We start from the raw sequence: 25,941 nt of genomic DNA, 5'->3' as shown, positions 1-25,941 counted from the left end.
AAGCCCTAATTCCAGAACTTCGGCGACTTCTTGGTCTCGCGCCAATAGCCCTTCGCATGCGGCCAAGTGGCCGCCGATTGCGCCTCATGCCAGCCGATGGCGAACCCGACAGCCTGAGCGCGGTCGACGGCGCCTTCGCCTTCCCTATCGTTGATCAGCGCCAGCTTCTCGGCCATGGCAACATCGTTGAGATAACCGAAAATGTCCTGCAGACGTTTCATGCGCTTCAGGAAGGGTTTGACGGTATCGCCTGGATAAAGACTGTCGAAAAACTCGATGCCATAACGCAGCTTTTTCAAAGCCTTGCGCATGTCATGCCGTTCCTCGATCGAGAGATCGTCGATCCGCGCGCCAAACTTTGAGACCTTTCGCCACTGCCGGTCGAGCGCGGCCCGCGCAAAGTCACTGATTGTGCCGGCCAGTTTCGTCGTCTGATCGAAATTGTCCGGATCCAGCCACCCCCGTCCTTCCGTGTAGGTCGCAAGGTCGAGAATGAAGTGATTGATGTCTTCCTGGCCCAAATGGGTCTTGAGCTTCACGCGGGCGGCTTCCCGCCGCGCTTCCAGATAGGTAACGAGTGTTTCCACATTCACGCCCGCGGGCGCATTTTCCTTCAACGGCCGGACGATCTCATCGGTCAGGACATCCAGATCGCGGACCTCTCCGGCCTCTCCGGCCAGCGTTCTCGCTGCCACGTCGAGCGGCACGAAACTCGCTGGGTGGATGACCGGCTTGAACAGCCGGAATGCGCTGCGCAGCCGCCGCAGGCCGACCCGCAATTGATGCGGACCTTCGGGCGCATCGCTTTGAAGCACAACAAGCCGGTTATGCGTGATCTGATCGAGGCAGGAGCGCAGGATCTCGCGAAAGGCGCGCTCGGCGGTTTCTTCCGGGTCGAGGACAACGCGTTCGGCGAGTTTTGGCGCCGCAAGGCCGTTGTCCCGCCCCTCCGCCAGCCGGTAACCCCGCTCCGCCTTTGAGCAGGGCGAGAACCGGAACGGCGTCGCCCCGATCACGCCCCGGGCGGCCTTGAACAGGGCCTCGGCGCTTCCCGACTTGAGTTCGAATTCCACCTCGGACAAAGGCTCGGTCCGTCCGCCTGACGTGACTTGGCCGGTGTCGAACGCCACTTCAATCTCGCTGCCGTCCTGGTCGGCGGTCAGGATGCGGGTGGTTCGCTTCATCACGGTCTCGAAGCACGGCGCGAGCGCCTGGCCCGCGATTGTTTCGTGCAGGATGGCGACAATCTTGTCGTCGCCGATTGCAGCGAGATCAACCGAACCGCCGCTGACGCGGGTCTCGACTTCGATGGCCGACGAAACGCCGGCGGCCACACCCGTTCCGATCTTGACCGTTTGCACCCAGCTCCGGCCCACTTTTCGCACCCGCAAGGAGATCTTCGCCTTGCGCAAGGCCTGGTCGGGTGTGTCGACATAGACCGAATGCAGGGTCCGGGTGGTCGTGCGGCTGGAACTGAAACCTTCCACGGCCCCGGTCCGCCTCAGATGCGCCTGGGCCTCTTCGGGCACTTCGAGCTTCAGCTCGATTTCTCTTGCAGTTTTTGACATGGCCTACATCTAGCCATTTCGCGGATTTGTGTCCAGAAAAAGTGCACTCGTTGCACCCTACTGGTTCGTCACTCGGGACACGTCAGGACAAGCCCCCCTTGGCGGAGCGCCGTTGGAACACGGCAAGCGCCTTGTCGACAAGCCGGACCGCATAATGGGCCGGTTTGGGGATCGGCCGGTCGTTGAAGGCAAGTTTGCGGATATAGTGCGGGACATGCCAGGTTGCGCTTGTGCCCGCCGGAAAGAACAGCGCCACACCGGGCACCCCGTGATAGGTCTCGCCCCGTTCATCCGTGATGAACACCTCGCCCTCCAGGAACAGGACGCTTTCATCCCAGCCATAGTGCCAGCGGAACCTGCCGGCCGTGCAGGACCAATGATCGGTGGTTGCCCAGCCCCGGGTACCGACCGACAGGTTCTTGCAACGGGCCTCCGGCGCCCCCTCCAGGATCCAGTGCGGCCGGATGGGAGCGGGTTCGAGCTGGCTCGGGTCGAGCATGTGGGCAGGAAAAACGCCCGATGCCGGCAAGCCCGTCGCCTTTTCCGTGTCCGCGACTGCCGGTTCTGCTGGAAATCTACCCTGTGCCCCGGTCATGCATCCCCCTGCTGTCTTGATGCGGAAACATCACGTCGCTCCTCATGACTGCTGCCGATACACGCGAAAGATTGCGATTGTGCAAAGACAGGCAAGACGACAGGAGACAACCCGTTGACGGCGCGGGCTCCCGCGATCTTTTTTGGGTTTGGGGCGCTCTTCCGGCTTGCGCCTTTCAAGAAGACCATGATAAGCACCCGATCCGGTGTCAGTTGCCCCTCTGGCGGAACTGGTAGACGCGCGGGATTCAAAATCCCGTTCCTTCGGGAGTGCCGGTTCGATTCCGGCGGGGGGCACCATTTTTATTTTTTAGTTAATTAATTTCAATAACTTACCTGTCTTCACAGTCCTGCCTCGGAGGACGTTTCAAGAAGGTAGGGTGATCGATCATTATTAAGCTAGCACCTCAATAGTTTGAGTTCCGAGAAAGCAAGGTAGCCGCAGCGGTCTTGCGAAGCCCATGGACCGAAAGGCCAGTCAGCCCGGCTTCATCCCACATTTGGTGCAAGTTATTAGCTTTTGCATGTGTGCCGCGAAGTTGTTGATTTGTTTTGGATAACTCATGATTCCCACGTGAAAATAGAAAGCGCTTCTCGGGCTAAGATTTTGACTAAAAATACTTTTGCCAATAAAATGCAAAAAATTCTATTGAGTTGGCAAAAATGTTTGAAATCAGTCAGTTGGATGGAGATAGCATCCGTGATGCTATCGATGCTCGGGATCGCTATGATTTGCTGCGCTCAGCACAGGCTGACGGACGGCATAGCTATGGCGGATCAATGAAATTCGAATCCAGAGGTGACGCAGAATACCTCATTCGAAGGCCGCATGGTAGTTCAACCCGGAAGTCCTACGGTCGGCGCAGCCCTGAGACAGAGCAAACACTTGAGCATTTCGTGGCAGGCAAGGCACGTGTTGAGGAGCGGGTTGCCGGGCTGAGGAAACAGCTCGAGGACCGTGCTCCGGTTCTCAGAGCCAGGGGATTGGGCCGGGTGCCTTTGCTGACAGCGAGGGTTATACGAAAGCTGGATGACTTGGGTTGGCTCGGAACGTCGCTGATCGTTTTAGGGACGAATGCTCTTTATGCGTTTGAGGCACAGGCAGCGGTCCGGATCGACGCAAGCATGGTCGCCACAGGAGATGTAGATATCCTGTTTGATGCCAGACGGCGGTTGGTCATGACTGGTGAGGTGAGTGAGAAGGGCTTGATCGGCGCTCTCCAAACGGTTGACCGGTCGTTTGAGCGTGCGAAGAGCAAGACATACACAGCCGCCAACAAAGAAGGCTACATGGTCGATCTCCTGGAACCTCAGGACCATGACAGGATCATGAGGGAGGGGCATAGACGCCTATCCGATCATCCAGAAGACCTGATTGCCACAACAACACACAGCAGCAAATGGCTCCTGAATGCGCCCAAGTTCACGGCGACGGCTTTTGACGAGCGTGGGCTGCCTGTAAGGATCGTGACCATTGATCCAAGGGCCTATGCTCTGCAAAAGCAGTGGATCGTAGAAAATGATGCCACCCGGGATCCGGCGAAACGCGTCCGTGATGAGCAACAGGCTCGCATAGTCGCCGAGATCGCAACCAAATATCTTCGCCTGAGTTTCGACGACCCAGTCTTGTCCGGATTGCCAAAGTCATTCCGCGATCTGGCCGATAAACTTGTGCGAACCGCTGCCACGCGATCTCATGAGTGGTAGCCATATCGTAGTCGAATAACGCCTCTATGGCCGGGTAAAATCGCCGGGACAGTGATCCGGGAAAATTGCAGAGACGGTGGGACGATTTCCTGTCTCGCTCTTGGCGAAGCTCCAGTTCTTACTCAATGCGCTTAGTCCGGGCCGCGGATCGCGTTCCCGTTCGCTCTGGCGACAGGACAGGACATGCGCAACATGCTCCCCGCAGGCCGATTTCTGATGACTTTTACCGGTCCGCGGGCTAAGCAGCGCGCATGATCAGACGCCTTTATGACTGGACCCTCTCCCTTGCCGCCGGGCCGCGCGCCCCGGCCGCTCTCGGCACAGTGTCCTTTGTGGAAAGCTCCGTTTTTCCGATTCCGCCCGACTTGTTGTTGATCCCCATGGTGATCGCAAAACGGGAGAAAGCCTGGTGGTTTGCGACCCTCTGTACGCTCACCTCGGTCGCCGGGGGCGTTCTGGGGTATTTTCTTGGCATGTTCTTGTTCGAGCAGGTCGCCCAACCGGTTCTTAGCTTCTACGGAAAGATGCACTGGCTGAGTGAGTTCAGCGTGGTCTTCAACGAATGGGGCTGGTGGTTCGTTTTCATCGCCGGTCTGACGCCGTTTCCCTACAAGGTGATCACGATTGCATCCGGGGTGGCCGGACTGAGCCTGCCGATCTTCATTGCCGCCAGCCTCGTGTCGCGCGGGCTGCGCTTCTTCGTGGTCGCGGCGCTTCTTTATTTTTTCGGCCCTCCGATCCGCGACTTTATCGAAAAGCGCCTCGGCCTTATGTTCACTTTGTTCGTGATCTTGCTGGTGGGCGGCTTTGCCGCTTTACGGTTCATATGATTACTGCCGCGAAAGCGAAGAAGGATATTCCATGCCTGCCGATGTGCGCCTTGCCCAAATCGCCCTTGGTCTGCTGCTGATCAGTGGGACCGCCGTTTTGGCCACCGCCTGGGGTTTTGAGCTGATCGGCGGATATGTGCCCTGCGCCTTGTGCCTGGAACAACGCGTACCGTACTACATCGGCCTTCCCCTGACTTTGGCGGCCCTGGCGTTGCTCTGGAAAGGCAGGGCGGTGTTGAGCCTTGTCATCCTGTCAGGTGTTGCCCTGACCTTCGCCTACGGGGCAGGATTGGGGATCTATCAGGCTGGCGCGGAATGGGCCTTCTGGCCGGGACCGACCGATTGCGGGGGTGGCGCCGCTGGGCCAAACAGCGCGGCGGATATGCTGAGCGTCTTGCAATCGACACGGATCGTGAGTTGCACCGAAGCAAGCTGGCGCATGCTTGGCCTGTCCTTTGCCGGATGGAACGCGGTCGCCTCGGCAGCGCTGTGCATTTTGGCGGTCATTGCCGCAATCTGCGTGTTCCGGATCAGGAACTCCAAAACAGCGGAGGCTTCATGAGCGGGAAACCCATTGATCCGCACAAGGAAAAAACCCGGCAGGCGCTGGACGACATCAAACGGGTCCAGGCTGAGAGCGAAACGGTGCTTGGGTCGACTTTCACGCGGATGGCCGACCGGGCGCAGAAACACATGTCGGCTGCCGACAAGGACGCCAACGACCCCATCGAAGTCCTGGGGACGCGCATCGGCCGTTCGGCGGCCCTCGTTTTCTTCATCGGCCTCATCATCTATCTGGCGGCGACCTATCTGTAAGGACAATGGCTTAGGACGAACGATTTGGCCTCCCAATACCCCCCGAAACGCAGCGATTGGACGGAACGGAAAGCGCCCGGTCTGGACGCATTCGAGGCCATCGCGACAGAAGCGCTTGCCAGCTTGCCAGCTGACTTCCTCGCGCTTTGCGGCAATCTTCAGATCAGCGTGTCAGACCTGCCGACCGACGACATGTTGCGGGCGCTTGAGATTGACGATCCCTACGAACTGCTGGGCCTGTTCGAAGGCAATGGCCTGGCCGAAGGCGGCGGAGAGGCGTTCACCGGCCAGATGCCCAACCGGATCTGGCTGTTCCGCCGACCGATACTGGATTACTGGGCCTGCTACGACGAGACATTGGGCGATGTCGTGGCGCATGTCCTGATCCACGAAATCGGCCATCATTTCGGCCTCTCCGATGCGGACATGGAAGCCGTGGAGGCGGCGGCCGACGCATGAACCTGGCGCCGGCTGGCTCATCCAGCGTGTATAGAGAAAAACGGCGGCCAAGGCCGCCGTCATCGGTTTACTTGGCTGCCGCCTTTGCGCGCTCAATCGACTCCACGATGAGTTTCTTCGCGGTTTCAACACCCTCCACACCGGTCACTTTCACCCATTTCCCGGGTTCCAGGTCCTTATAGTGCTCGAAGAAGTGCTTGACCTGAGCCACGGTGATTTCCGGCAGATCCGAAACATCGTTCACGTTGTCATACCGCTTGGTCAGCTTGCGAGTCGGAACGGCCAGGATTTTCTCGTCGACACCCGATTCATCTTCCATGATCAGCACACCGATGGGCCGGCAGCTCATGATCGCACCCGGAACGATGGGGCGCTGGTTGACGACCACCACATCGATCGGATCGCCATCGCCGCAAAGCGTGTGCGGCACGAAACCGTAGTTCCCCGGATAGCGCATCGGTGTGTAGAGGAAGCGGTCGACATACATCGCACCGGCTTCTTTATCCATCTCGTATTTGATGGGCTCCCCGCCCACCGAAACCTCGATAATGACATTGATGTCTTCCGGCGGGTTCTTGCCGATCGGCACAGCGTCGATACGCATGGGTATGATTTCTCCTTGGTGGATGTTGACGCGTCTATTGCAGTCCAGCGGTTCAAGTGCAAGCCCTAAGGGGTGTCTTGCAACGAAAGACCGAGCGACCTATCGTCCAATCCGTTTTGCACGTGATCGGCGCCAGCGCGCCGGGGAGACGTTCGCATGATCCGGTTCGGCATCACTACGGGATTTTTGGCAGTCCTCAGCTTGGCAGCGTTGCTCCGGCCCGCGGTGGCGGAGCCAGTCAGCCAGTACACAAAAATCGATCTTTCCAAGTGCACGATCGTAGAGCCTGCCTCCTCTGAGGGCGTGTTTGGCGGGTCATGGTCCTGCCAAGGATATCGCGGCATACCCGTCTTTGTCGCCGAGGGCGATTTACGCATGTTCGTGTCGTTCGGGGAGAACGCGGCGCGGGAATCCGCAGCTTCGCAAACACTTGGCGGTTTCAATACGATCAACGACACCCTCGAATGGCGCATCCGGAACGACCGGCCTTTCGCAACGATCCTGCGGTGGTCCATGGACACGCCCGACGGGACAGGAAAGGTCCAGGTGCTCGTCGTGACACAACTGAAAGCCGGATCGGTCTGTCACGTGGCCTACGTCAATGCGACTGCAAACCCGAATGCAAACATCCTCGCGCGGCAGGCAGCCGACGAGTTGGCAGGTGCCCACATGTGCGAACGCGGTGCCAGGGTCATTGGGAAGGCTGGTCGCTTGGGGTGACCAAACTTCGGTTGCCGAAGAATCGCCCCAGACTCTGGCATCCCAAAAGCGATTGACTTTGGACGTTCAACCGGGCTGGCTTCGATGCCCGTTGCTCTCGAGCACGGACCACACGTAGATGACGAGCTCGAGGCGTTTTTCGGCGCTCTGATAGAAAGTCTTGGCTGCGAGCTGGCCGCCCAGCGCCCGGTAAAAGGCTCTCGCCGGCGCATTGTCGCTCAACACTTGCACAGCGAGACCCTCAAGCCCGCGCCCGTCCAGTTCGGCCCGCACATCCTCAAAGAGCCTCCGGCCAAAACCGAGTCCCTGATACTCGGGCCTGAGATACAGCTCGTAGATTTCACCCTGTGCCCGAACGGATTTCAAACGACAACTGCCGAAGGTCGCGTAACCGACAGGCTCATCAGCAACGTTCAAAAGCCGGATATCGACGCCGCGGGCCAGCGCCCCACGCCACCAGCCTGCATTCCGCCGGGTGACCATTCTTTGCAGCTCGACCCCGTCCAGCAAACCACGGTAGGCCCCAAGCCAGGCTTCGCTATGTATGCTGGCCAACGCTTCGCAGTCCGTCCGCTGGGCGACGCGCAGATCGATGAGGTTCGCAGTCATGAGCCGGAGGATACAATAGCTTTGCCGCGAAAGAAGCGGAAAAACAAAGCAGGCCGCCCCAAGGGCAGCCGGCTTTATAATTGGGTCGTTGGGTACGAAACCGAAAAGGGCCGGCTTTGCGCCGGCCCTTCAGTTGCCCTGATGTCTGACATATACGCGTCGGTCTTCCAAAACGCTACAGCGGGGGGCTGGGGGGCTAATGCGTTCCGCTGCAATCGTTAAGTCGACCCATCAGGGTATGAATTGAATATGAGATGCGTTTTTGACCTGCGAAGGGCTGGATTGCGGCGAAATAGTGATTTTTTTTCTCGGATCATGAGCCTCGCGCCAAGCCGGCCGACTGCCCATTGGCCTTGCGGCCGCTGGCCAAAATCGAGCAAAAACACCGTCCGGCGCGCTCGTGTTGCCGCCCGGAGGGATTTTATCTGGGAAAAGGGGCTTGCGCCCGTTTGCCGGATGGACGGCCTCTGTTGTCTTCCCGCGCATCAATCAATCGACGACGCGGAAACGAACCCCTTCGGAGCTGATAAAGCGATCATCGCCCAGACGTTTGAAACTGACGCAACTTGTCCCCTTGGCCGGGCCACTGGGAAAGGTTGAGCAGATCTCGTTCCCTCGGGCCCGCCAAGTGCCGTCCATCGACCCGATCAAAGCCCGGGCGGTAACGACACCACCGGGCAGATAGCGCATGGTCACCCGCATCCCAAACCGGTGTGTGACGATGGTTTTGTTCAGCATCTCGGCCTGGATTTCCCGCGCCGTTAGGGTGTTGGCCTGTGCGGGCATTGGCACCGACACAACAGCCATCAACAGGACGAAAAAGAAGCCCTTCATTCTCCGCACTCCGTTCCGTTTCAAACACGCGGCCGCGCCGGAATTGATCCTAACCCTTTTTTGATCGGGCGGCAGGGCAGGCCTGAAATCTGAAATAGCGCGCGGTTTCGGGCCTTCAACATCGAAATAGGACCCAGTTCTGGGCAACAGCGGCATGGATGGGGCGGACACAAGAAACCCGGATCCTTCGACCCGGGTTTGTCTCACTCTCCGGCGAAAACACCCTCTGCGTCAGGCGCTTTCTTTCTTGAGGGCGCGCTCCTTGCGCTTGCGCTCATGCGGATCCAGTTCCGCTTTGCGCAGGCGGATCGATTTCGGAGTGACTTCCACCAGCTCGTCGTCGGCGATGTAGGAAAGAGCGGCTTCCAGCGTCAGGCGGATCGGGGTCGTCAGCTTGACGGCATCGTCCTTGCCGGAGGCCCGAACGTTGGTCAGTTGCTTGCCCTTCAGAACGTTCACCTCCAGGTCGTTGCCACGGGTGTGTTCACCGATGATCATCCCGGGATACACCTTCGTACCCGGATCGATCATCATCGGGCCCCGGTCTTCCAGGTTGAACAAGGCGTAGGCCACAGCCTCGCCCATGCCATTCGACAAAAGCACGCCCGTATGACGTCCCTGGATCGGCCCCTTGTAGGGTTGGTAGCTATGGAACAAGCGGTTAAAGATTGCCGAACCGCGTGTGTCGGACATCAGCTCAGCTTGATAACCGATCAGGCCCCGGGTCGGCGCATTGAAGACCAGCCTTGTCCGGCCACCGCCCGATGGTTTCATTTCCAGAAGATCGGCCTTGCGCTCCTGCAGCTTTTGCACAACCGCGCCGGAATACTCCTCGTCAACGTCGATGATGACTTCTTCAATGGGTTCGAGGCGCCCGCCCTTTTCGTCCTGCTGATAGACAACGCGCGGACGCCCCACGCCCAGCTCGAAGCCTTCGCGGCGCATGTTTTCGATCAGAATCGCCAGAAGCAATTCGCCCCGTCCGGACACGATAAAGGCATCGGGCTCGTCCGTGTCTTCCACCTTCAGCGCGACATTTCCCTCGGCCTCTTTCATCAACCGCTCACGGATGACCCGCGACTGGACCTTGGAGCCCTCGGTCCCGGCCAGCGGGCTGTCATTGACACGGAAGGTCATGGACAGCGTCGGCGGATCGATCGGCTGGGCCTGCAACGGCTCGGCGATATCGGGCGCGCAAAGCGTGTCGGCGACGGTTGCCTTGGTCAGACCGGCTATCGCAACGATATCCCCGGCTTCCCCCTGGTCGATGGGCTGGCGTTCGAGACCGCGGAAAGCGAGGATCTTGGAAATCCGGCCTGTCTCGACCACCGACCCATCCCGGGCCAATGCCTTGATCGGCATGTTGGGGAGCGCGGTTCCCGAGACAATCCGCCCGGTCAAGATCCGGCCCAGGAACGGATCGGATTCGATCGTTGTCGCCAGCATCTTGAACGATCCGGCCTCCGATGCGGGAGGGGCGACTTTTTCGAGCACCATGTCGAACAAGGGCCCCATGCCTTCCTGCGGACCAGAGGGCTCCAGAGCCATCCATTCCTGCTTGGCGGACCCGTAGAGCACCGGAAAATCGAGCTGCTCCTCGTTTGCGTCGAGGGAGGCAAACAGATCGAACACTTCGTCCAGCACTTCCTCGGCGCGCTGCTCCGGCTTGTCGATCTTGTTGATCGCAACGATCGGCTTGAGGCCGAGTTTCAAGGCTTTGCCGAGCACGAACTTGGTCTGCGGCATGGGACCTTCTGCGGCGTCCACCAGCAGGATGACGCCGTCAACCATATGCAGGATACGCTCGACCTCGCCGCCGAAATCGGCGTGACCCGGGGTATCGACGATATTGATCCGCGCGTCCTTCCACACCAGCGAGGTGACCTTGGCCAGGATCGTGATCCCGCGCTCACGCTCGATATCGTTGGAATCCATCATCCGCTCTTCGGTGCGCTGGTTGTCCCGGAACACCCCGGACTGTTTCAGCAACACATCGATGAGCGTGGTCTTGCCATGATCGACGTGCGCGATGATGGCGATATTGCGCATATTCATAAGGGTAGAGCTCCGCAAAACGGGCCGGCCCTGGTCCGCATTGCCGCAACAGCCGCCGGTCTTGCCTGTAAATGTCAGGATTTCCGCCGCTTCCGGCGAATTCGGGCCTTGTATAGCTGCAAGCGCCTCCTTGTGCAACGCGGCAAAGCTCACAGGCTTGACTCAGCATCGCATGCGCCTCATTACTAAGGTAACCTTATCAATAGAGTCTGCAGCAATGAGCCCCTCAGCCCCGAGCGGCGGGGCAAACTGGATGATCGTGGATATCGCACGGTTGCTCCGCCGCCGCTTTGAGACAGCCCTGGCCGACGTTGAAACCGGCCTCACCGTTGCCGAAGCGCGGGCCCTCGCCTTTGTTTGGCGCAACCCGGGATTGAGACAGGCCACACTTGCCGAGAGAATGGGCGTCGAACCCATGACACTGGTCGGCTATCTCGACGCGCTGGAAAAAGCGGCACTGGTCCGCCGGGAAAGCGACCCGACGGACCGCAGAGCCAAGCTGGTACGCTTGACCCGCAAGGCGGATCCGATCCTCGAACGGATCGAAACCGTCATGGACAGGGTGCGTTCGGACGCCCTTGGAAACTTGAGCGAGTGCGAACACGCGACCTTGGAAAGACTGCTCGCCACCATCAAAACCTCCCTGTGCGAGAAAGACAAAAAAGAACCGGAGACCCGGGTATGAACGCCGATCATCCAGTCATGAGCGCCCGGCGCACGTCGCTTCTCGGCGCAGGATTGGTTGCCATCGGGCCAGTGTCCATGGCTCTCTACACCCCGGCCATGCCTGCCTTAGCGGAAGCCTTCGGCACCACCGACTCGGTTATCAAGCTGACGCTCACAGCCTATTTTGTCGGCTTCGCCGTGACGCAGCTGATCTGCGGACCGCTGACCGATGCCTTTGGCCGCAAACCGGTGACACTGGCCTTCCTGTCGCTGTACCTTCTCTCCTCGGTCATGGCGACCTTCGCGCCGGATATCACCTGGATGCTGATTGCCCGGACACTTCAGGGCGTTGGCGCCGCAGTTGGCATCGCGGTTTCGCGCGCGATCGTGCGGGATCAGTTCACCGGCCAGAACTCCGCCCGGATCATGAACACCATCGCCATGATGCTTGCCCTGGGACCGGCCATTTCGCCGACCATTGGCGGCTTCGTACTGGAGTTCTTCGGATGGCGGGAAGTGTTCTGGTGCATGATCGTCTACGGCGTGGTGCTGATGGCCGCTGTTGCGCTGTACCAGCGCGAATCCAACGCCTTCAAGGGCCGGCACCATCTCAATCCCCGCCAGCTTGGCATCAATTACGCCACGCTTTTGAGGGATAGGCGGTTTCTCGCGCCCAGCCTGCTCGTCGGCTTCAGCCTCGGCAACCTGTATGCGCTCACCACGGTTTTGCCCTTCATCCTGATTTACGAGGTCGGCCTCAGTCCATCACAATTCGGCCTGACCATGATGCTTCAGTCCGGGTCGTTCATCTGCGGTACGATCGTCACTGGCAGAGTGCTGAAACGCACCGATGCGATCCACCTTCTGCCCTATGGCATGGCGGGCCTGGTCGCGGCTTCGTCCGCGATGGTCGGGTCCATGGTGCTCCTGTCCCCGACCCTGCTGAGCGTAATGGTGCCGGTGATGATGTTCGCCTTCTCACTGGCTTTCGTCCTGCCCGCCAGCTTCACGCAGGCCATGCAAGGCTTTCCCCAGATTGCCGGCGCAGCCTCTTCGGTCATGGGGTTCCTGCAGTTTGGCGGCGGCATTGTCGGCAGTTTGATCGTCGCAGCGCTCGGCGATCCGCTTCTGGGCATGGCCACCGTGATTGCCGGCATGCCGGTTGCCGGTGTTGCCGCCTATCTGCTCCTGACCCGTGGTGCCAAAAAAACCGAAGCGCAACCGGCCGAATAGCGACATTGCCCTAAGCACCCCTTGACCCCGCCTTGAGGAGGGGCCAAACACGCGCCGGACGAACCCGGGACACAGCATGCGCGACGCGCCATCCTACACTTTGCCGGACCTTGGGGCAGGTTGCCTCCCCCATGTCATGGGCATTTTGAACATTACGCCCGACTCCTTTTCTGACGGCGGCAGGTTCAATGCGGCCGGCGCCGCGCTCGAACACGCCCAAGCCATGATCGCCCAAGGGGCCGATATTCTGGATATCGGGGCGGAAAGCACGCGTCCGGGGGCGGCGGCGATAAGCGCGGAGGACGAATGGGGCCGGCTTGAACCGGTGCTTTCCGCCGTTTGCGATCTTGGCGCGCCCGTGTCCATCGATACCTACAAGGCGAGCATCGCGGCAAAGGCGTGTGACGCCGGCGCCGTGATCATCAATGATGTGTGGGGTTTGCAGAAAGATCCGGCGATGCCGGAAACAGCCGCGGCGGCCAAGGCCCATGTGATCATGATGCATAACCGGCCCAAGGCGGATCCTGCGATCGACATACTGGACGATATAGACCGCTGGTTCGAACGATCGATGGAACTGGCCGACAGGGCCGGAATTCCAAGGAACAAGCAAATCCTCGATCCCGGCTTTGGATTCGGCAAGACCGTCGACCAGAACTTCCAGATCCTGAACCGTTTCGAGAGCCTGCTGAAACACGGGCTGCCGGTGCTGGCCGGCGCGTCGCGCAAACGGATGATCGGCGCGGTTTTGAACGTGGAATCGGACGACCGTCTGTTCGGCTCGCTGGCGGTCCACATGATTGCCCTGCAAAAAGGGGCGTCGATCATCCGTGTTCATGATGTCCACCCTCACGCCGACGCCGTGCGGCTTTTTGCCGCCACGCGGCGGGAGCGAGCAGCCCCTCATCTCCCGGGAGCGACCTGATGGTCACGAACGCCCGTGTGCGCGCGGCACTCGGTCTCGGCTCGAATGTCGGAGACACGCGCGAAAACCTGGATCGGGCGGTGGCGCTTTTGTCGGCGGTCGACGGCATCACGCTGGTTGCCCGCTCCTCCGACTACCGCACGCCGCCTTGGGGACCCGTCCCGCAGGATGACTACCGCAATATCTGCCTGACCGTAGACACCACGCTCGGTGCCCGCGCGCTTCTTGACACCTGCCTGGGTATCGAGGCGAGAATGGGCCGGACCCGCGACATACGCTGGGGACCGCGTCTGATCGACATCGACATCCTTATCTTTGGTCCAGACCAAATCCAGGAGGACGGACTCCAGGTCCCCCATCCCCGCATGGCCGAACGGGCCTTTGTGCTGGTGCCTTTGGCGGAAATCTGGCCCGCCGCCCCCGTTTCCCCCACTCAAACGGCCACGGAGGCACTCAAGACCTGCCCCGATGTCAGCCAGGTGGTGAAACTAAAGCCCCGCGCTTAGAGAGCAGCTTTGGATTTTGCCGCGTTTTCGATCAAGCACCCGCTGGTCTAGTTCAGCAGATAAAGACCAGCATTCAGATAGCCGGCGAAGGCTACCCATGCGGCATAGGGAACGAAACAGGCCGCTGCCAAGGGATCCCGCCGCCGCGCGGCGAACACGAAGATCAGAATGGTCGTCAGCATCGCGAAAAGAATGACAAGGCCCAGTCCAAGATTGTTGATGACAAAAACAACCGGGCTCCACGCGAAGTTCAGGCCCAGTTGCAAGACCCAGAGCGAAAACAGCGCTGACAGGCCCTCGCGTTCCCACACCCGCCAGCCGGCAATCGCGATCAGGACATAAAGAGCCGCCCAGACGGGTCCGAACAACCAATCCGGCGGATTGAGCGGCGGCTTGGCAAGCTCCGCGTACCACGGACCCGGGATCGTGCTCGCCCCGATCAAGAGGCCGAGGCCGGTGACGGCGAAGAGAAAAACAAACAAGCTGAACCAGCGGCCCATATCGTCTCCTTAAACTTTTGGCTGCCCGTGTCAAAGGCCGAAGAAACCGTTCATGTGAAATCGGCCCTGGCCGGGATCGTGAGCAAAGCTCGCACCGACCGGGCAGGCGCGGCGGGCAGCGCATCCAGCCCGGCAGGAATCCTGGGGACGGCCAGCCAGGTGATCGCGGCACCGCTGCACGTTATAGCCGGTCTCCACGCTGAGGGCACCGGCCGGGCATCTGACCACACACGGTTTTCCGGCGCAGGCCGGGCACGGACCATCCGCGCTCCGGTCATCTGGCAGATCAAGTCTTTCGCCTGAGACAAAGGCCCCGCGAAGCCCGAGCCAGGGACCGTAAACATGATGGGTCAGCAAGCCGATCGGGCTTGGTGAAAACCCGCCGCAACGCTGGGCCCAGCGCTGGAACGGATGATAGGGCGGGCCTTCGAACGGATAGATGGCGGCCAAACCGTGGTCGGCTGCAATCCGACCGAGGTTACGGCGTGTAAACCGATCCATGGGATCAGGATGCCCGTCCGCGGCCTCTGGCGAAGCTTGAAAGACTTGCCAGAACGATGGTCCGGCGCTGCCGATCATCAAAACGGTTTTCGCGGGCCCGCCTGCGGATGGCAGGCCCGGCACAGCGTCTTCGGGATTGGCGTGAAACCCGCCAATCCCAACAAATCCGGCCGCGCTCAACTGATCGAATACAGATGGCGCCGCCGCGCAGGTCATGAGCGATCGAGCTGGTTGCGCTTGGCGAGCGTGCGCAAACGAAGCGCATTCAGCTTGATGAAGCCGGCTGCATCCTTTTGATCGTAAGCGCCCTCATCATCTTCAAAAGTCACCAGTTCCTCGGCATAAAGCGAGAATGGCGAAGCCCGGCCGACGACCATCACGTTGCCCTTGTAGAGCTTGAGACGCACGGTTCCGGAGACATGCTCCTGACTCTTGTCGATCAGGGCCTGAAGCATCTCACGCTCGGGCGAGAACCAGAAACCGTTATAGATGAGTGACGCATAACGCGGCATCAGCTCGTCCTTCAAATGCCCTGCCCCACGGTCCAGCGTGAGGGATTCCATCGCGCGGTGTGCGGTCAACAGGATCGTTCCGCCCGGCGTTTCATAAATCCCCCGGCTTTTCATGCCGACAAAACGGTTCTCGACCATGTCGAGGCGGCCGATGCCATTGTCCCGGCCATAGTCGTTGAGCTTCGCGAAAAGGGTTGCCGGCGACATCCGTTCGCCGTTGATCGAGACCGGATCGCCTTTCTCGAAGCCGATTTCGATTTCGGTCACCGTGTCCGGCGCTTCCGTTGGATCGACGGTCCGCTGGTAGACATAATGCGGCGCTTCCTCGTTCGGGTCTTCCAGCACTTTGCCCTCGGACGAGGAGTGTAGCATGTTGGCGTCAACCGAGAACGGAGCTTCGCCGCGCTTGTCCTTGGGCACCGGGATCTGGTGCTGTTCGGCAAATTCGATCAGATCCGTCCGGGATTTGAATGCCCAATCGCGCCACGGGGCGATCACCTTGATATCGGGATTGAGTGCGTAGCAGGACAGTTCGAACCGGACTTGGTCGTTGCCCTTGCCGGTTGCACCATGGGCCACGGCATCCGCGCCGGTTTCCTCGGCGATCTCGATCAGCCGCTTGGAGATCAGCGGGCGTGCGATGGAGGTTCCGAGCAGATAAACGCCCTCATAGACCGCATTGGCACGGAACATCGGGAAGACGAAGTCCCGAATGAACTCCTCGCGCAGGTCGTCGATGTGAATTTCCTTGATGCCCAGCATCTCGGCCTTGCGGCGCGCCGGCTCCAGCTCCTCGCCCTGGCCCAGATCCGCCGTGAAGGTCACCACTTCGCAGCCATACTCGGTCTGCAGCCATTTCAGGATGATGGAGGTGTCGAGGCCGCCGGAATAAGCGAGCACGACTTTCTTGATGTCACCATGCGCCATTTAAAAAGTCAGTCCAGTTTAGAGGATGAGGCGGCCAGAGCGGCCGGGAGTTCCGCGCAATTTAGCCGGTACCGCGCCGAGCGCAAGGCCCTCGGATCATTGGAGCTGAGGGATTTGGGGCGGCCGGTTCCCGGCGGCCCCTGATCCGCGCATCAATGGCCCGATTGGCTGCCTGAGCCGTATCGCGCAAGGATCATGTCGACGCTGTCTTTGATGATCCTATCCACTTCGGCACGGTCCGGCACCCGGGCGGCATACATGTTCGGAAAGAAGGCTCGGGACTTGATAAGGCCGAGAAACTGCTGCGCCATGAGGTCTGGATCGCCGCCCGCCAGCTTTCCTTCGTCGATGGCGCGGGCCATGTATTGCTCGAAGACGCTGAGCTTGGTCATCCGGGCTTCCAGATCCGCTGCCATTTCCGGATCGCGGATGGTCTCGCCCATGATCATGCGGGCCAAACTCATAAAGCACGGATTGACCAGCAGCTCTCCCTCAGCCCAGCCCAGGCGGATCAACGCATCGGCGATCGGCTGGTCCGGATCGTACGGAATTTCCAAAGCGGCGTTAAGCTGATCGATGAGGCACTGGGTGATGTCGCGGAACAAGACATCCTTGCTTTCAAAGTGATTGTACACCGTGCGCTTGGAGACGCTAGCCCGCTCCGAAATACGGTCCATGCTCGCGCCGGCGAAGCCTTTTTCCTGAAATTCCGCGATGGCCGCTTCGATGATTTGTTTCTTTTTCTGGTCTGTCACAGACATGTCTTGCTTCGCTCTGCCGCTGGGGCCTGTCATCCCAAATTTTCCACCATATGTAAACTAGGCCGTTTACAGACACCGAAACACAGACTAAACTACACTGTATAGTTTACATTTCTCTAGCCAGTTTGACCAGCCAGGGAGGCTTTCCAAAGCATGTCTGTCACCCTTACAATCAACGGGGAACCGCGCACGATCGACGCTGATCCCGACACGCCGCTTCTCTGGGTTCTGCGCGACGAACTCAAGATGACCGGAACGAAATTCGGCTGCGGAATCGCCTCTTGCGGCGCCTGCACCGTTCATTGGGACGGAATGCCCATCCGCTCTTGCCAGACGTATCTGGCAGATCTGGAAGGCGCCAACTTGACCACAATCGAAGGCGTCAACGGAAAGGCGGCGGAAGCCGTTCAGGCCGCCTGGGTCGAGCTCGATGTGCCGCAATGCGGCTACTGCCAATCCGGCCAGGTTCTTGCCGCGACAGCTCTGCTCGCCGAAACGCCCAAACCAACCGACGACGACATCGACGCCGCCATGGATGGCAATGTGTGCCGCTGCGCCACCTACGCCCGCATCCGCAAGGCCATTCACCTGGCCGCCGAGAAGATGGAGGCCTGACCCATGTTGCACCTTCTTCAAAATGCGCTCAAAGCGGCCCAGCCGTCCCGCCGAACCTTTCTCAAGATGTCGGCCGGGACCGTCGGCGGCCTGATCATCGCGGCGAAACTGCCGAATACCGCGCAAGCCGCAGCCCAGGATGGAGACTTCATCCAGCCGTTCGTTCACATCCGCCCAGACAACACAGTCGTTGTCCTGTCGAAGCACCTCGACAAGGGGCAAGGTGTCAATACCGGCCTTGCAACACTCGTTGCCGATGAGCTGGATGCCTCCTGGGATCAAGTCACGACCGAATTCGCCCCCTCCAATCCGCAAGTCTATGCCAACACCTTGTTCGGGGTTCAAGGCACGGGGGGCTCGACCGCCATTCCAAACTCTTTCATGCAATACCGTCAGGCGGGAGCTGCCGCAAAGGCCATGCTTGTGGCCGCTGCCGCGCAGCAATGGGGCGTGGCCGCGGATAGCATTTCGGTAAGCCAGGGCATCGTGTCCGACAATGCGGGCCATTCGGCGACCCTCGGGGAGTTGGCCGGACTTGCCGCGCAGCAGGACATTCCGTCCGAGCCGGTTCTGAAAACCCCGGACCAGTGGGTCTATATCGGCAAGTCCTTCCCGCGCGTCGACACCAAAAACAAGTCCACCGGGGCACCGAACACTTACACCATGGATGTCCACAAGGACGGCATGCTGGTGGCTGTCCTTGCACGCCCGCCGCGCTTTGGCGGAAAGCCGGTGTCTTTTGACGACACGGCCACACGCCAGGTTGCGGGCGTTGTCGATGTGATCCAGGTGCCGACCGGGGTCGCCGTTCTGGCCACTTCAACCTGGCCGGCCATCCAGGGGGCCCAGACTTTGAGCGTCGAATGGGACGACAGCACTGCGGAAATGCGGTCGACGACCGAAATCATGGCCGAAATGCAGGACATGGTCACCAAGTCGGGCGTCAATGTCCGCCGCGATGGTGATCCTGAGGCAGCCCTGGCATCTGCGGACCGGGTCATCGAGGTCGATTACGAATTCCCGTTCCTGGCCCATGGCGCAATGGAACCGCTCGACATCGTCATGACCTTCGATGGCGAAAAAGCGGAAATCTGGACAGCCTCCCAGATCCAGACCATCGACCACAACGTGGCCTCTGCCACCCTTGGCATTCCGTTCGAGAACGTGTCGATCAACACGCTTTGGGCCGGCGGGTCCTTCGGCCGCCGGGCGCAGGGTGACGCGCACCCGGTCGCCGAAGCGGCGCTGATCACCAAAGCCCTGCACGAAAAAGGTCAATCCGGCGTGCCGGTCAAGGTGGTCTGGACCCGGGAGCACGATACGGCCGGTGGTTACTACCGACCGATGTCGGCCCACAAGGTCCGGGTCGGTCTGGACGCAGACGGAAACGTCACCGCCTGGTCCCATCGCATGGCGGCCAAGTCAATCGTCAAGGGCACGCCGTTCGAGGCGTTCCTCATGAAAGACGGCGTCGACCACAACATGACCGAGGGCGCGCATGACACGACCTATGCCTTCCCGGTCTTCGAGATGGACCAGCATTTCGCCGAAACCCCGGTTCCGGTCTTGTGGTGGCGCTCAGTCGGTCACACACATTCGGCCTATGTGGTGGAAACCATGGTGGACCGGATTGCCAGGGAAACCGGCAAGGACCCCGTTGCCTATCGGCTCGAGCTCCTCAAGGACGATCCGCGCAAGGCCAATGTTCTGAAGCTTGCGGCCGAAAAGGCCGGGTGGGATCAGCCCGTGGCCGAAGGCCGGCATCGAGGTGTCGCCGTTCACAAGTCGTTCGGTTCGTACGTTGCGGAAATCGCCGAAATCTCCATGCGCGATGACGGCACGATCAAGGTCGAGAAGGTCACTTGCGCGGTCGATTGCGGCATCCCGATCAATCCGGACAACATCAAGGCCCAGATCGAGGGGGGAATCGGCTATGGTCTCGGGGCGGTTCTGCGCAACGAGATCACCTTGACCGACGGCATCGTCGACCAGCAGAACTTCGATACCTACGCGCCCCTGCGCATGTCGGACATGCCGGAGATCGATATCCACATCGTGCCGTCGACCGAGGCGCCGATGGGGATCGGTGAACCGGGCACGCCGCCGATTGGCCCGGCTGTGGCGAATGCCATAGCCGCCGCCCGCAAGGAGTGGATCACGGTTCTGCCGATGACCCGTCACGGCCTGGTCTGATAGACATCAAAAGAAAAAAGGCCGCGCCAGGCTTGGCGCGGCCTTTTTTCTTATTGAAGGCCAGACAATGCCAGTTTGCAGCCCCAGAACAAGCCAAGCGTTCCGTGATCGGGGCGATCGCCTTCCTCACGGCAAAGGTCCAGGTCCCAGCGGGCAGACCTGCCATTTCATAAATGGCAGACAGCCAAAGGCGCACGCCCGAACATGGCTCCAGCCAAGGGCAGGGGAGCTGAACCGGAAACATCCGCGAGACAGGGCGGGAGAACAGACGCTTGCCGAGCGAATCGGCGATCAGACCGGTTATCACGAGGATGGTTTGAGCCCAGAAACGTGAGCTGATATCGAAGCTCGACTTTACCCAGCGGCGACCTGCGCGGCCGCGTCCCGATCCTTCTTGCGCATCCGCTCCGAGGCGGATTTCAGCTGCCCGCAGGCGGCGAAAATGTCACGGCCGCGCGGCGTGCGGATCGGTGAGGCATAGCCCGCCCTGTTCACGATATCGGCGAATTCCTCGATCCGCTCCCAATCCGAGCATTCATACTCGGATCCGGGCCAGGGATTGAACGGGATGAGGTTGATCTTGGCGGGGATGCCCCTGAGCAGCCGCACAAGCTCGCGCGCGTCGGCATCGCTGTCATTCACGCCCTTCAGCATCACATATTCGAAAGTGATCCGCTTGGCGTTGGACAAGCCCGGATAGGCCCGGCAAGCATCGAGCAAGGCCTTGATGTTCCACTTCTTGTTGATCGGCACCAGAATGTCGCGCAGGTCGTCGCGCACGGCATGGAGCGATATGGCCAGCATGCAGCCGATCTCGTCGCCGGTGCGCGCGATTTCCGGAACAACCCCGGAGGTCGACAGCGTGATCCGGCGCTTGGAAAGCGACAGGCCGTCGCCGTCGGACGCGATCAACAAGGCCGTCTTGACGTTCTCGAAATTATAGAGCGGCTCGCCCATGCCCATCATGACGATGTTCGAGACCAGCCGGCCTTCGGAGGGCACGGCGGCGCCCTGCGGCGTTTCCGCATCGGGAAAGTCACCCAGCCTGTCCCTTGCCATCAGAATCTGGGAAAGAATCTCTTCCGACGTGAGGTTCCGGACAAGCTTCTGGGTGCCCGTATGGCAGAACGTGCAGGTCAACGTGCAGCCGACCTGAGACGAGACACACAACGTGCCACGGCCTTCCTCAGGAATGTAGACGGTTTCAACCTCGACCGGGCGGCCGGCGCCGCGCGGGGGAAACTGGAACAGCCACTTCCGGGTGCCGTCGACGGACACCTGCTCGGAGATGATCTGCGGACGAGCGATCAGGAAATGCTCGGCCAAAAGCCCGCGAAGATCCTTCGCAATGTTCGTCATGGCGGCGAAATCCGAGACACCGCGCACATAAAGCCAATGCCAAAGCTGCGCGACGCGCATGCGCAGCTGTTTTTGCGGAACACCGATGCCTGACAGCGCAGCCGCCATGTCTTCCCTTGTCAGCCCGATCAGGGTCGGTTTTTCCGGCTCTGCTACCGACTCTGCCACGGGAGCGGGACGCAAGCCCTGGGTTCCGGGAAGGGTTGCCGCGTTGGGATTGCCCCGCGCGATGTCCAGCGTGGTCGCCATGTCCTGATCCATCACCTATTGGCCCCGCGGGGCCGGTACGAAGATACCTGCGACCGGGAGCGCACGTAGCCTTCGCCCAATGAGAAGGCGGCCTCGACCGTTCACAAGCAAAATTGCCCGGCAAGGCCGGGCAATTCATTCAACAATGGATACCACAAACCGACGGAAAAGCAAAGGTTCCGGTCAATCCGGGATCAATTGCAGGCTTGTTGCGCTGTGTTGATGGCGGCGGTCACGCCGGACAACGAGAACCGGTAGGTCGTCTTCGTGCCCCGGCTGGATTCACCGTTGACGCGCATTTCGCGACCGGCCTTCATGGCCGCCACAAGTTGTGCTTCCGTGGCCGCATTGTCGACCCACGCCCCGTCATTGTTGGTAAACATGGTGAAATTCGTTCCATCTACAGTCGCCGTAACGGAAGAATTGTCCCGGAAGGGGTAGCCGACAAGCAGGCTAGGCTCACCTTGGACGCCCTCCGCCGGACGGGTCGTGACGAAGAAGAAAACGTCGCCGTGATTCCGGTCCCCGGGCAACATTTCCGTCGGCTTCGTCAACGCGTAACATACTTTTCCACTGCCGCCGGTCAGCGCATAGGCGGCCCAATCATTGTGCTGCTTGAGCAATGTCGGGCTCTGTGCGAAAGCGGCGGCTGCACTCATGACGAGGCCGGCAATGGCCAAACCCAGCGATTTTGCTTTCATCATCTCCACACCGTTGCTTGCGATAGGTCGATCACATTCTATTCAAATGCCTAGTGTCATATAAACCTTGCTTTAATGATAACTTAAAGCAGGTTACGAAAGGGTTGAGAGCAGAGCATGCTCCAAATCGCGACGTCGTGTCGCTGATCCGACTGCTTGTTTTCAAGTCCACGCTGTTGGGATAAATCGGGCGACAGTATGACACTGTCACATCAGCCCTTTTGAAACAGGCAGAACCTGATACAAAAGCCGGGCTTGGCAGGGAGTAAGGTGTCCGTTGGGTCAACTACAGTACTATTCCGACCTTATCATCAAGGTCGCAAATGACCGGGACCGGGCCGCGTTCGCCGAATTGTTCGATCACTTCGGGCCACGGTTGAAAGGCTACCTGATGCAACAGGGCTCCGATGCGAATGTCGCCGAGGAAATAGCCCAGGACGTCATGGTGACGCTTTGGCGGAAAGCCGATCTTTTCGACCCAGCAAAGTCTTCGGCAAGCACCTGGTTGTTCCGGATCGCCCGGAATCGCCGGATCGACAGGTTGCGCCGGCAAAAAACGGCAACGCTCGACCCGGAGGATCCCTCGTTGCAACCGGCTCCACCGGTCGACGTGGCAAACGAAATGGACGCAAGGCTCCGGGACGAGCGGGTCCGGCGTGCGCTCGAATCGCTCCCGGAGGAGCAAAGAGAAGTTGTGCGCCAGGCCTTTTTTGTCGGGCTGTCGCACAGCGAGATCGCGGAGCAGACCGGGCTGCCGCTGGGCACTGTCAAATCCCGTATTCGGCTCGCCTTCGGCCGATTGCGGCAGACGATCGAGGCCGATGACGCCGTGGATGTCGATTAGATCAACGGGCGTCTGGTCGGAAGCGATTGCACGCCCGAAGCGGATCGCGTCTTGAGTGGCCGCGCATCCTTAAGGCGTTTCAAGCAAAACGCGCGATGCGCTAGGCCCCGGAGTTTTGAGTGCCAGGAACGATCCGGCCGCGCCGCATGATGGGGCCGCCATGCACATGGCCGGGTCTGTCCGACTGCGGTCCGCCGGCGGTCAAAGACCTGTCCGCGTACCGGCCCATCGCCCGGTGCCGGTCATACATGACCACCGCCCCGGCCATGGCCACATTGATGCAGAACTTCGTCGGGATTTTCACCACATGGTCGCACCGGGCCAGCATTTTTTCCGATAGCGATCCCCGCTCCGGGCCAAGAACATAGGCCGCTTGCAGGGGATGGCCGAAACTGGGGAGATCGATCGCTTCGTCCGTCAATTCGACACCGACCACCTGGCAGCCGCGCGGAAGATCCATCGTCTCCACGCTGTCCCAGGAAAAAAGTGGCAGATGGCCGGGGCTTTTTGATGTGTCGGTCGGCGGCGCCTTGCGGATCTTTTCGGCCGCATCCACTGTGAAAAAGAAACTGGCTCCGAACGCATGTGCCGAGCGCATCAGCGTGCCCAGATTCATCCGTTTCGACAGGCCCTCCGCACCGATGGCGAAATATCCGCGCATTGCATGTCCTTTTCTTGTCGTGTCGAGCGGCCTTATAGGCCGAAACGCCGAAAAACGGAAAGAAGCGGCGCCAGGCAGGCGGCATACCCGTCGAAGAGCGGGTTTCCCACCAGGCATGGCACATGCTAGGCAAACTTAGGACGGGACCGGACAGGGGAGGCGACCGGCGTGAAAGCGTGTTTGTGCAAGGCATATGGGCCGCCGTCCAGCCTGGTGGTGGAAGATCTGCCGGAGCCCGAACCGGGGCCGGGACAAGTCGTCGTGTCGGTCAAAGCCTGCGCGCTGAACTTCTTCGACACGCTGATTATTCAGGGCAAATACCAGTACAAGCCCGGCATGCCTTTTTCCCCGAGCGCGGAATTCGCGGGCACGGTCGATGCAATGGGGCCCGGCGTTTCAGGGTTTTCGCCCGGCGAGCGGGTCATGGGCTACATGAAATGGGGCGCGGCGCGAGAAAAGGTGGTTGTCTCGCCAGACATGCTCGTGCCTTTGCCCGATGCGATTTCGTTTGAAGCCACCGCCGGCTTGTCCGTCACCTACGGGACGACCCTTCATGCGTTCCGCGACCGGGGCGATCTGAAGGCCGGAGAAACCGTCGCTGTTCTCGGCGCGTCCGGTGGCGTCGGCCAGGCCGCGGTGGAAATCGCCAAGCTCATGGGGGCGACAGTTATCGCCTGCGCATCCTCTGCGGAAAAGCTGGCCTTCGCCAAAAGCCTCGGCGCGGACCATTTGCTCGACTATTCCACCGAACCGCTCAAGGAGCGCTTGAAGGAACTGACGGATGGGCGCGGTGTCGATGTGGTCTACGATCCCGTCGGCGGCAACCTCTCGGAGCAGGCCCTCAGAGCGACCGGTTGGGAAGGGCGATTTCTGGTGATCGGCTTCGCGGCGGGCGAGATTCCGAAAATTCCTTTGAATCTCCTGCTCCTTAAGGGATGCGATATCCGCGGCGTGTTTTGGGGCGAGTCTCTTGTCCGCGATCCGCAAGGCCACGGCGAGAATATGGTTCAGCTTCTGGACTGGGTTGCGGCCGGGCGGCTCAAGCCGCATATCCATGCCACCTACCCGCTGGACGGCATCCCGCAGGCCCTGGAGGACATCGCGGCCCGCAAGGTGCTCGGCAAGGTGATCATCACTCCCTAGCGATGGCGAGAATCGGCCTCAACACTCGAAAACGGCGACAACCGGCGCATGATCCGACGGCTTCTCCCAGCCGCGCGCTTCGCGCAGGACTTGGGCCGACCGCACCGCACCGGCCAGAGGCTGGGACACCCAGATATGATCGAGGCGGCGGCCCTTGTCCGCCTTCGACCAGTCCTTGGCCCGGTAACTCCACCATGTGTAGAGTTTTTCCTCCATTGGCGTGAAATGGCGCATGGCATCCAGCCAGCCGCCGCGTTCGCGAACCTTCTCAAAAAGCTCAGTTTCAACCTGGGTGTGCGAAACCACCTTCAAAAGCTGCTTGTGCGACCACACGTCATGTTCATAGGGGGCTACATTCAGATCGCCGACAAGAACGGCCGGGCGGCTGGTTTCCGAGCCGTTGAGCCAGTCCTGCATTTCGCTCATGAAATCCAGCTTGTGGCCGAATTTGGGATTCACCTCCCGGTCCGGCTCGTCACCGCCGGCCGGCACATAGAAATTATGCAGCCGCAAGACCGCACCGTTGAACGGAACATTCACCGCCACGTGGCGCGCGTCGCCCATGGCGCAAAATTCGCGTTTTTCGATTTCGCCAAGCGGCCGCCGGGAAACGGTTGCGACACCGTGATATCCTTTCTGCCCATGGATCGCCATGTGTTCATATCCCGCGGCCCGAAAGGCTTTTTCGGGGAAATTCGCATCCGGACATTTTGTCTCCTGCAGGCACAAGACGTCCGGCTGCAGTTCGGCGAGCAGTTTTTCAACAATCGGCATCCGCAAGCGGACGGAATTGATGTTCCAGGTCACGATGGTCAAACGGTCGGCCATGATATTCCTTTGAGGCGGACA

General features: G+C 60.2%; 28 protein-coding genes and 1 tRNA gene. 15 read left to right on the top strand and 14 right to left on the bottom strand.

Annotation, left to right across the window (positions count from 1 at the left end):
* Positions 1-5: 5 nt before the first annotated feature.
* Both F0184_RS05440 and F0184_RS05435 read right to left on the bottom strand, forming a co-directional pair.
* A complete protein-coding gene (locus tag F0184_RS05440) occupies positions 6-1,568 on the bottom strand; it encodes a CYTH and CHAD domain-containing protein (RefSeq protein ID WP_150495131.1) in 1,563 nt (520 codons plus the stop codon).
* A gap of 82 nt (positions 1,569-1,650) precedes the next feature.
* Positions 1,651-2,163, bottom strand: a complete 513-nt coding sequence (locus F0184_RS05435; protein ID WP_150495130.1) for a cupin domain-containing protein — start codon at positions 2,161-2,163, stop codon at positions 1,651-1,653.
* A gap of 214 nt (positions 2,164-2,377) precedes the next feature.
* Here F0184_RS05435 and F0184_RS05430 point away from each other — a divergent pair.
* From F0184_RS05430 to F0184_RS05405, 6 genes are all read left to right on the top strand, one after another.
* Positions 2,378-2,462: transfer RNA gene (locus F0184_RS05430), tRNA-Leu, on the top strand.
* Positions 2,463-2,825: 363 nt separating this feature from the next.
* A complete protein-coding gene (locus tag F0184_RS05425) occupies positions 2,826-3,869 on the top strand; it encodes a nucleotidyltransferase family protein (RefSeq protein WP_150495129.1) in 1,044 nt (347 codons plus the stop codon).
* Between the two features lie 251 nt (positions 3,870-4,120).
* Complete coding sequence (locus F0184_RS05420) at positions 4,121-4,699, top strand: YqaA family protein (protein ID WP_150495128.1); 579 nt, start codon at positions 4,121-4,123, stop codon at positions 4,697-4,699.
* Positions 4,700-4,730: 31 nt separating this feature from the next.
* Positions 4,731-5,261 carry a disulfide bond formation protein B gene (locus F0184_RS05415; RefSeq protein ID WP_150495127.1) on the top strand — a complete coding sequence of 177 codons (531 nt, stop codon included), beginning with the start codon at positions 4,731-4,733 and terminating at the stop codon, positions 5,259-5,261.
* On the top strand, positions 5,258-5,515 hold the full coding sequence (locus tag F0184_RS05410) for a hypothetical protein (protein ID WP_150495126.1): 258 nt from the start codon (positions 5,258-5,260) through the stop codon (positions 5,513-5,515). Before F0184_RS05415 ends, F0184_RS05410 begins: the two co-directional genes overlap by 4 nt.
* Before the next feature lie 24 nt (positions 5,516-5,539).
* Positions 5,540-5,974: a metallopeptidase family protein gene (locus tag F0184_RS05405; RefSeq protein ID WP_150495125.1), complete on the top strand. Its 435-nt coding sequence runs from the start codon at positions 5,540-5,542 to the stop codon at positions 5,972-5,974.
* A 67-nt stretch (positions 5,975-6,041) separates the two neighbouring features.
* Here F0184_RS05405 and ppa read toward each other — a convergent pair whose 3' ends face one another.
* A complete protein-coding gene (ppa, locus tag F0184_RS05400) occupies positions 6,042-6,578 on the bottom strand; it encodes an inorganic diphosphatase (RefSeq protein WP_150495124.1) in 537 nt (178 codons plus the stop codon).
* Positions 6,579-6,734: 156 nt separating this feature from the next.
* On the opposite strand from ppa, the gene F0184_RS05395 reads away from it, so the two are divergent.
* On the top strand, positions 6,735-7,298 hold the full coding sequence (locus F0184_RS05395; RefSeq protein ID WP_150495123.1) for a hypothetical protein: 564 nt from the start codon (positions 6,735-6,737) through the stop codon (positions 7,296-7,298).
* A gap of 66 nt (positions 7,299-7,364) precedes the next feature.
* Here the strand turns inward: F0184_RS05395 and F0184_RS05390 are convergent, their stop codons facing one another.
* From F0184_RS05390 to typA, 3 genes are all read right to left on the bottom strand, one after another.
* Positions 7,365-7,907: a GNAT family N-acetyltransferase gene (locus F0184_RS05390; protein ID WP_150495122.1), complete on the bottom strand. Its 543-nt coding sequence runs from the start codon at positions 7,905-7,907 to the stop codon at positions 7,365-7,367.
* Between the two features lie 489 nt (positions 7,908-8,396).
* On the bottom strand, positions 8,397-8,741 hold the full coding sequence (locus F0184_RS05385; RefSeq protein ID WP_150495121.1) for a hypothetical protein: 345 nt from the start codon (positions 8,739-8,741) through the stop codon (positions 8,397-8,399).
* Between the two features lie 231 nt (positions 8,742-8,972).
* Positions 8,973-10,796, bottom strand: a complete 1,824-nt coding sequence (gene typA / locus F0184_RS05380; protein ID WP_150495120.1) for a translational GTPase TypA — start codon at positions 10,794-10,796, stop codon at positions 8,973-8,975.
* Between the two features lie 217 nt (positions 10,797-11,013).
* On the opposite strand from typA, the gene F0184_RS05375 reads away from it, so the two are divergent.
* The 4 genes from F0184_RS05375 (at position 11,014) to folK (ending at position 14,126) form a co-directional block, all read left to right on the top strand.
* Complete coding sequence (locus F0184_RS05375) at positions 11,014-11,481, top strand: MarR family winged helix-turn-helix transcriptional regulator (RefSeq protein ID WP_150495119.1); 468 nt, start codon at positions 11,014-11,016, stop codon at positions 11,479-11,481.
* The gene (locus F0184_RS05370; RefSeq protein ID WP_150495118.1) at positions 11,478-12,695 is read left to right on the top strand and encodes a multidrug effflux MFS transporter; all 1,218 of its coding nucleotides are present in this window, start codon (positions 11,478-11,480) and stop codon (positions 12,693-12,695) included. Before F0184_RS05375 ends, F0184_RS05370 begins: the two co-directional genes overlap by 4 nt.
* A 76-nt stretch (positions 12,696-12,771) precedes the next feature.
* On the top strand, positions 12,772-13,620 hold the full coding sequence (folP, locus tag F0184_RS05365) for a dihydropteroate synthase (RefSeq protein ID WP_172971994.1): 849 nt from the start codon (positions 12,772-12,774) through the stop codon (positions 13,618-13,620).
* Entirely contained in the window at positions 13,620-14,126 is a 507-nt protein-coding gene (folK, locus tag F0184_RS05360; protein ID WP_150495117.1) for a 2-amino-4-hydroxy-6-hydroxymethyldihydropteridine diphosphokinase, read from the top strand. Before folP ends, folK begins: the two co-directional genes overlap by 1 nt.
* Before the next feature lie 47 nt (positions 14,127-14,173).
* Here folK and F0184_RS05355 read toward each other — a convergent pair whose 3' ends face one another.
* The 4 genes from F0184_RS05355 to F0184_RS05340 form a co-directional block, all read right to left on the bottom strand.
* Positions 14,174-14,626, bottom strand: a complete 453-nt coding sequence (locus F0184_RS05355; RefSeq protein WP_150495116.1) for a TspO/MBR family protein — start codon at positions 14,624-14,626, stop codon at positions 14,174-14,176.
* Between the two features lie 30 nt (positions 14,627-14,656).
* On the bottom strand, positions 14,657-15,343 hold the full coding sequence (locus F0184_RS05350; RefSeq protein ID WP_150495115.1) for a hypothetical protein: 687 nt from the start codon (positions 15,341-15,343) through the stop codon (positions 14,657-14,659).
* Positions 15,340-16,566: an argininosuccinate synthase gene (locus F0184_RS05345; RefSeq protein WP_150495114.1), complete on the bottom strand. Its 1,227-nt coding sequence runs from the start codon at positions 16,564-16,566 to the stop codon at positions 15,340-15,342. The genes F0184_RS05350 and F0184_RS05345 overlap by 4 nt, the downstream gene beginning before the upstream one ends.
* Before the next feature lie 152 nt (positions 16,567-16,718).
* On the bottom strand, positions 16,719-17,327 hold the full coding sequence (locus tag F0184_RS05340) for a TetR/AcrR family transcriptional regulator (RefSeq protein ID WP_150495113.1): 609 nt from the start codon (positions 17,325-17,327) through the stop codon (positions 16,719-16,721).
* A gap of 153 nt (positions 17,328-17,480) precedes the next feature.
* Between F0184_RS05340 and F0184_RS05335 the strand changes: the two genes are divergently transcribed.
* Together F0184_RS05335 and F0184_RS05330 are read left to right on the top strand one after the other, a co-directional pair.
* On the top strand, positions 17,481-17,942 hold the full coding sequence (locus F0184_RS05335; RefSeq protein WP_150495112.1) for a (2Fe-2S)-binding protein: 462 nt from the start codon (positions 17,481-17,483) through the stop codon (positions 17,940-17,942).
* Between the two features lie 3 nt (positions 17,943-17,945).
* Complete coding sequence (locus F0184_RS05330) at positions 17,946-20,135, top strand: xanthine dehydrogenase family protein molybdopterin-binding subunit (RefSeq protein WP_150495111.1); 2,190 nt, start codon at positions 17,946-17,948, stop codon at positions 20,133-20,135.
* Positions 20,136-20,489: 354 nt separating this feature from the next.
* Here F0184_RS05330 and rlmN read toward each other — a convergent pair whose 3' ends face one another.
* Positions 20,490-21,743, bottom strand: coding sequence for a dual-specificity RNA methyltransferase RlmN (gene rlmN / locus F0184_RS05325; protein WP_150495110.1), 1,254 nt, complete (start codon positions 21,741-21,743; stop codon positions 20,490-20,492).
* 194 nt (positions 21,744-21,937) lie between these two features.
* Complete coding sequence (locus F0184_RS05320) at positions 21,938-22,447, bottom strand: invasion associated locus B family protein (protein ID WP_208998331.1); 510 nt, start codon at positions 22,445-22,447, stop codon at positions 21,938-21,940.
* Between the two features lie 274 nt (positions 22,448-22,721).
* Between F0184_RS05320 and F0184_RS05315 the strand changes: the two genes are divergently transcribed.
* Positions 22,722-23,288 (top strand): sigma-70 family RNA polymerase sigma factor, encoded by a 567-nt coding sequence (locus tag F0184_RS05315; RefSeq protein ID WP_150495109.1) that lies wholly within the window; start codon positions 22,722-22,724, stop codon positions 23,286-23,288.
* A gap of 100 nt (positions 23,289-23,388) precedes the next feature.
* Here the strand turns inward: F0184_RS05315 and F0184_RS05310 are convergent, their stop codons facing one another.
* Positions 23,389-23,949: an RNA methyltransferase gene (locus F0184_RS05310; protein ID WP_150495108.1), complete on the bottom strand. Its 561-nt coding sequence runs from the start codon at positions 23,947-23,949 to the stop codon at positions 23,389-23,391.
* A gap of 168 nt (positions 23,950-24,117) precedes the next feature.
* Here F0184_RS05310 and F0184_RS05305 point away from each other — a divergent pair, with 168 nt between their 5' ends.
* Entirely contained in the window at positions 24,118-25,092 is a 975-nt protein-coding gene (locus F0184_RS05305) for an NADPH:quinone oxidoreductase family protein (protein ID WP_150495107.1), read from the top strand.
* Between the two features lie 18 nt (positions 25,093-25,110).
* Here F0184_RS05305 and xth read toward each other — a convergent pair whose 3' ends face one another.
* Positions 25,111-25,920, bottom strand: a complete 810-nt coding sequence (xth, locus tag F0184_RS05300) for an exodeoxyribonuclease III (RefSeq protein ID WP_150495106.1) — start codon at positions 25,918-25,920, stop codon at positions 25,111-25,113.
* Positions 25,921-25,941: the final 21 nt, after the last annotated feature.

The sequence above is a fragment of the Roseibium aquae genome (assembly GCF_008711285.1).
Taxonomy (GTDB): Bacteria; Pseudomonadota; Alphaproteobacteria; order Rhizobiales; family Stappiaceae; genus Roseibium; species Roseibium aquae.
Note: the sequence above shows the minus strand (reverse complement) of the source record. Positions and strands in the feature narration are given on the sequence as shown.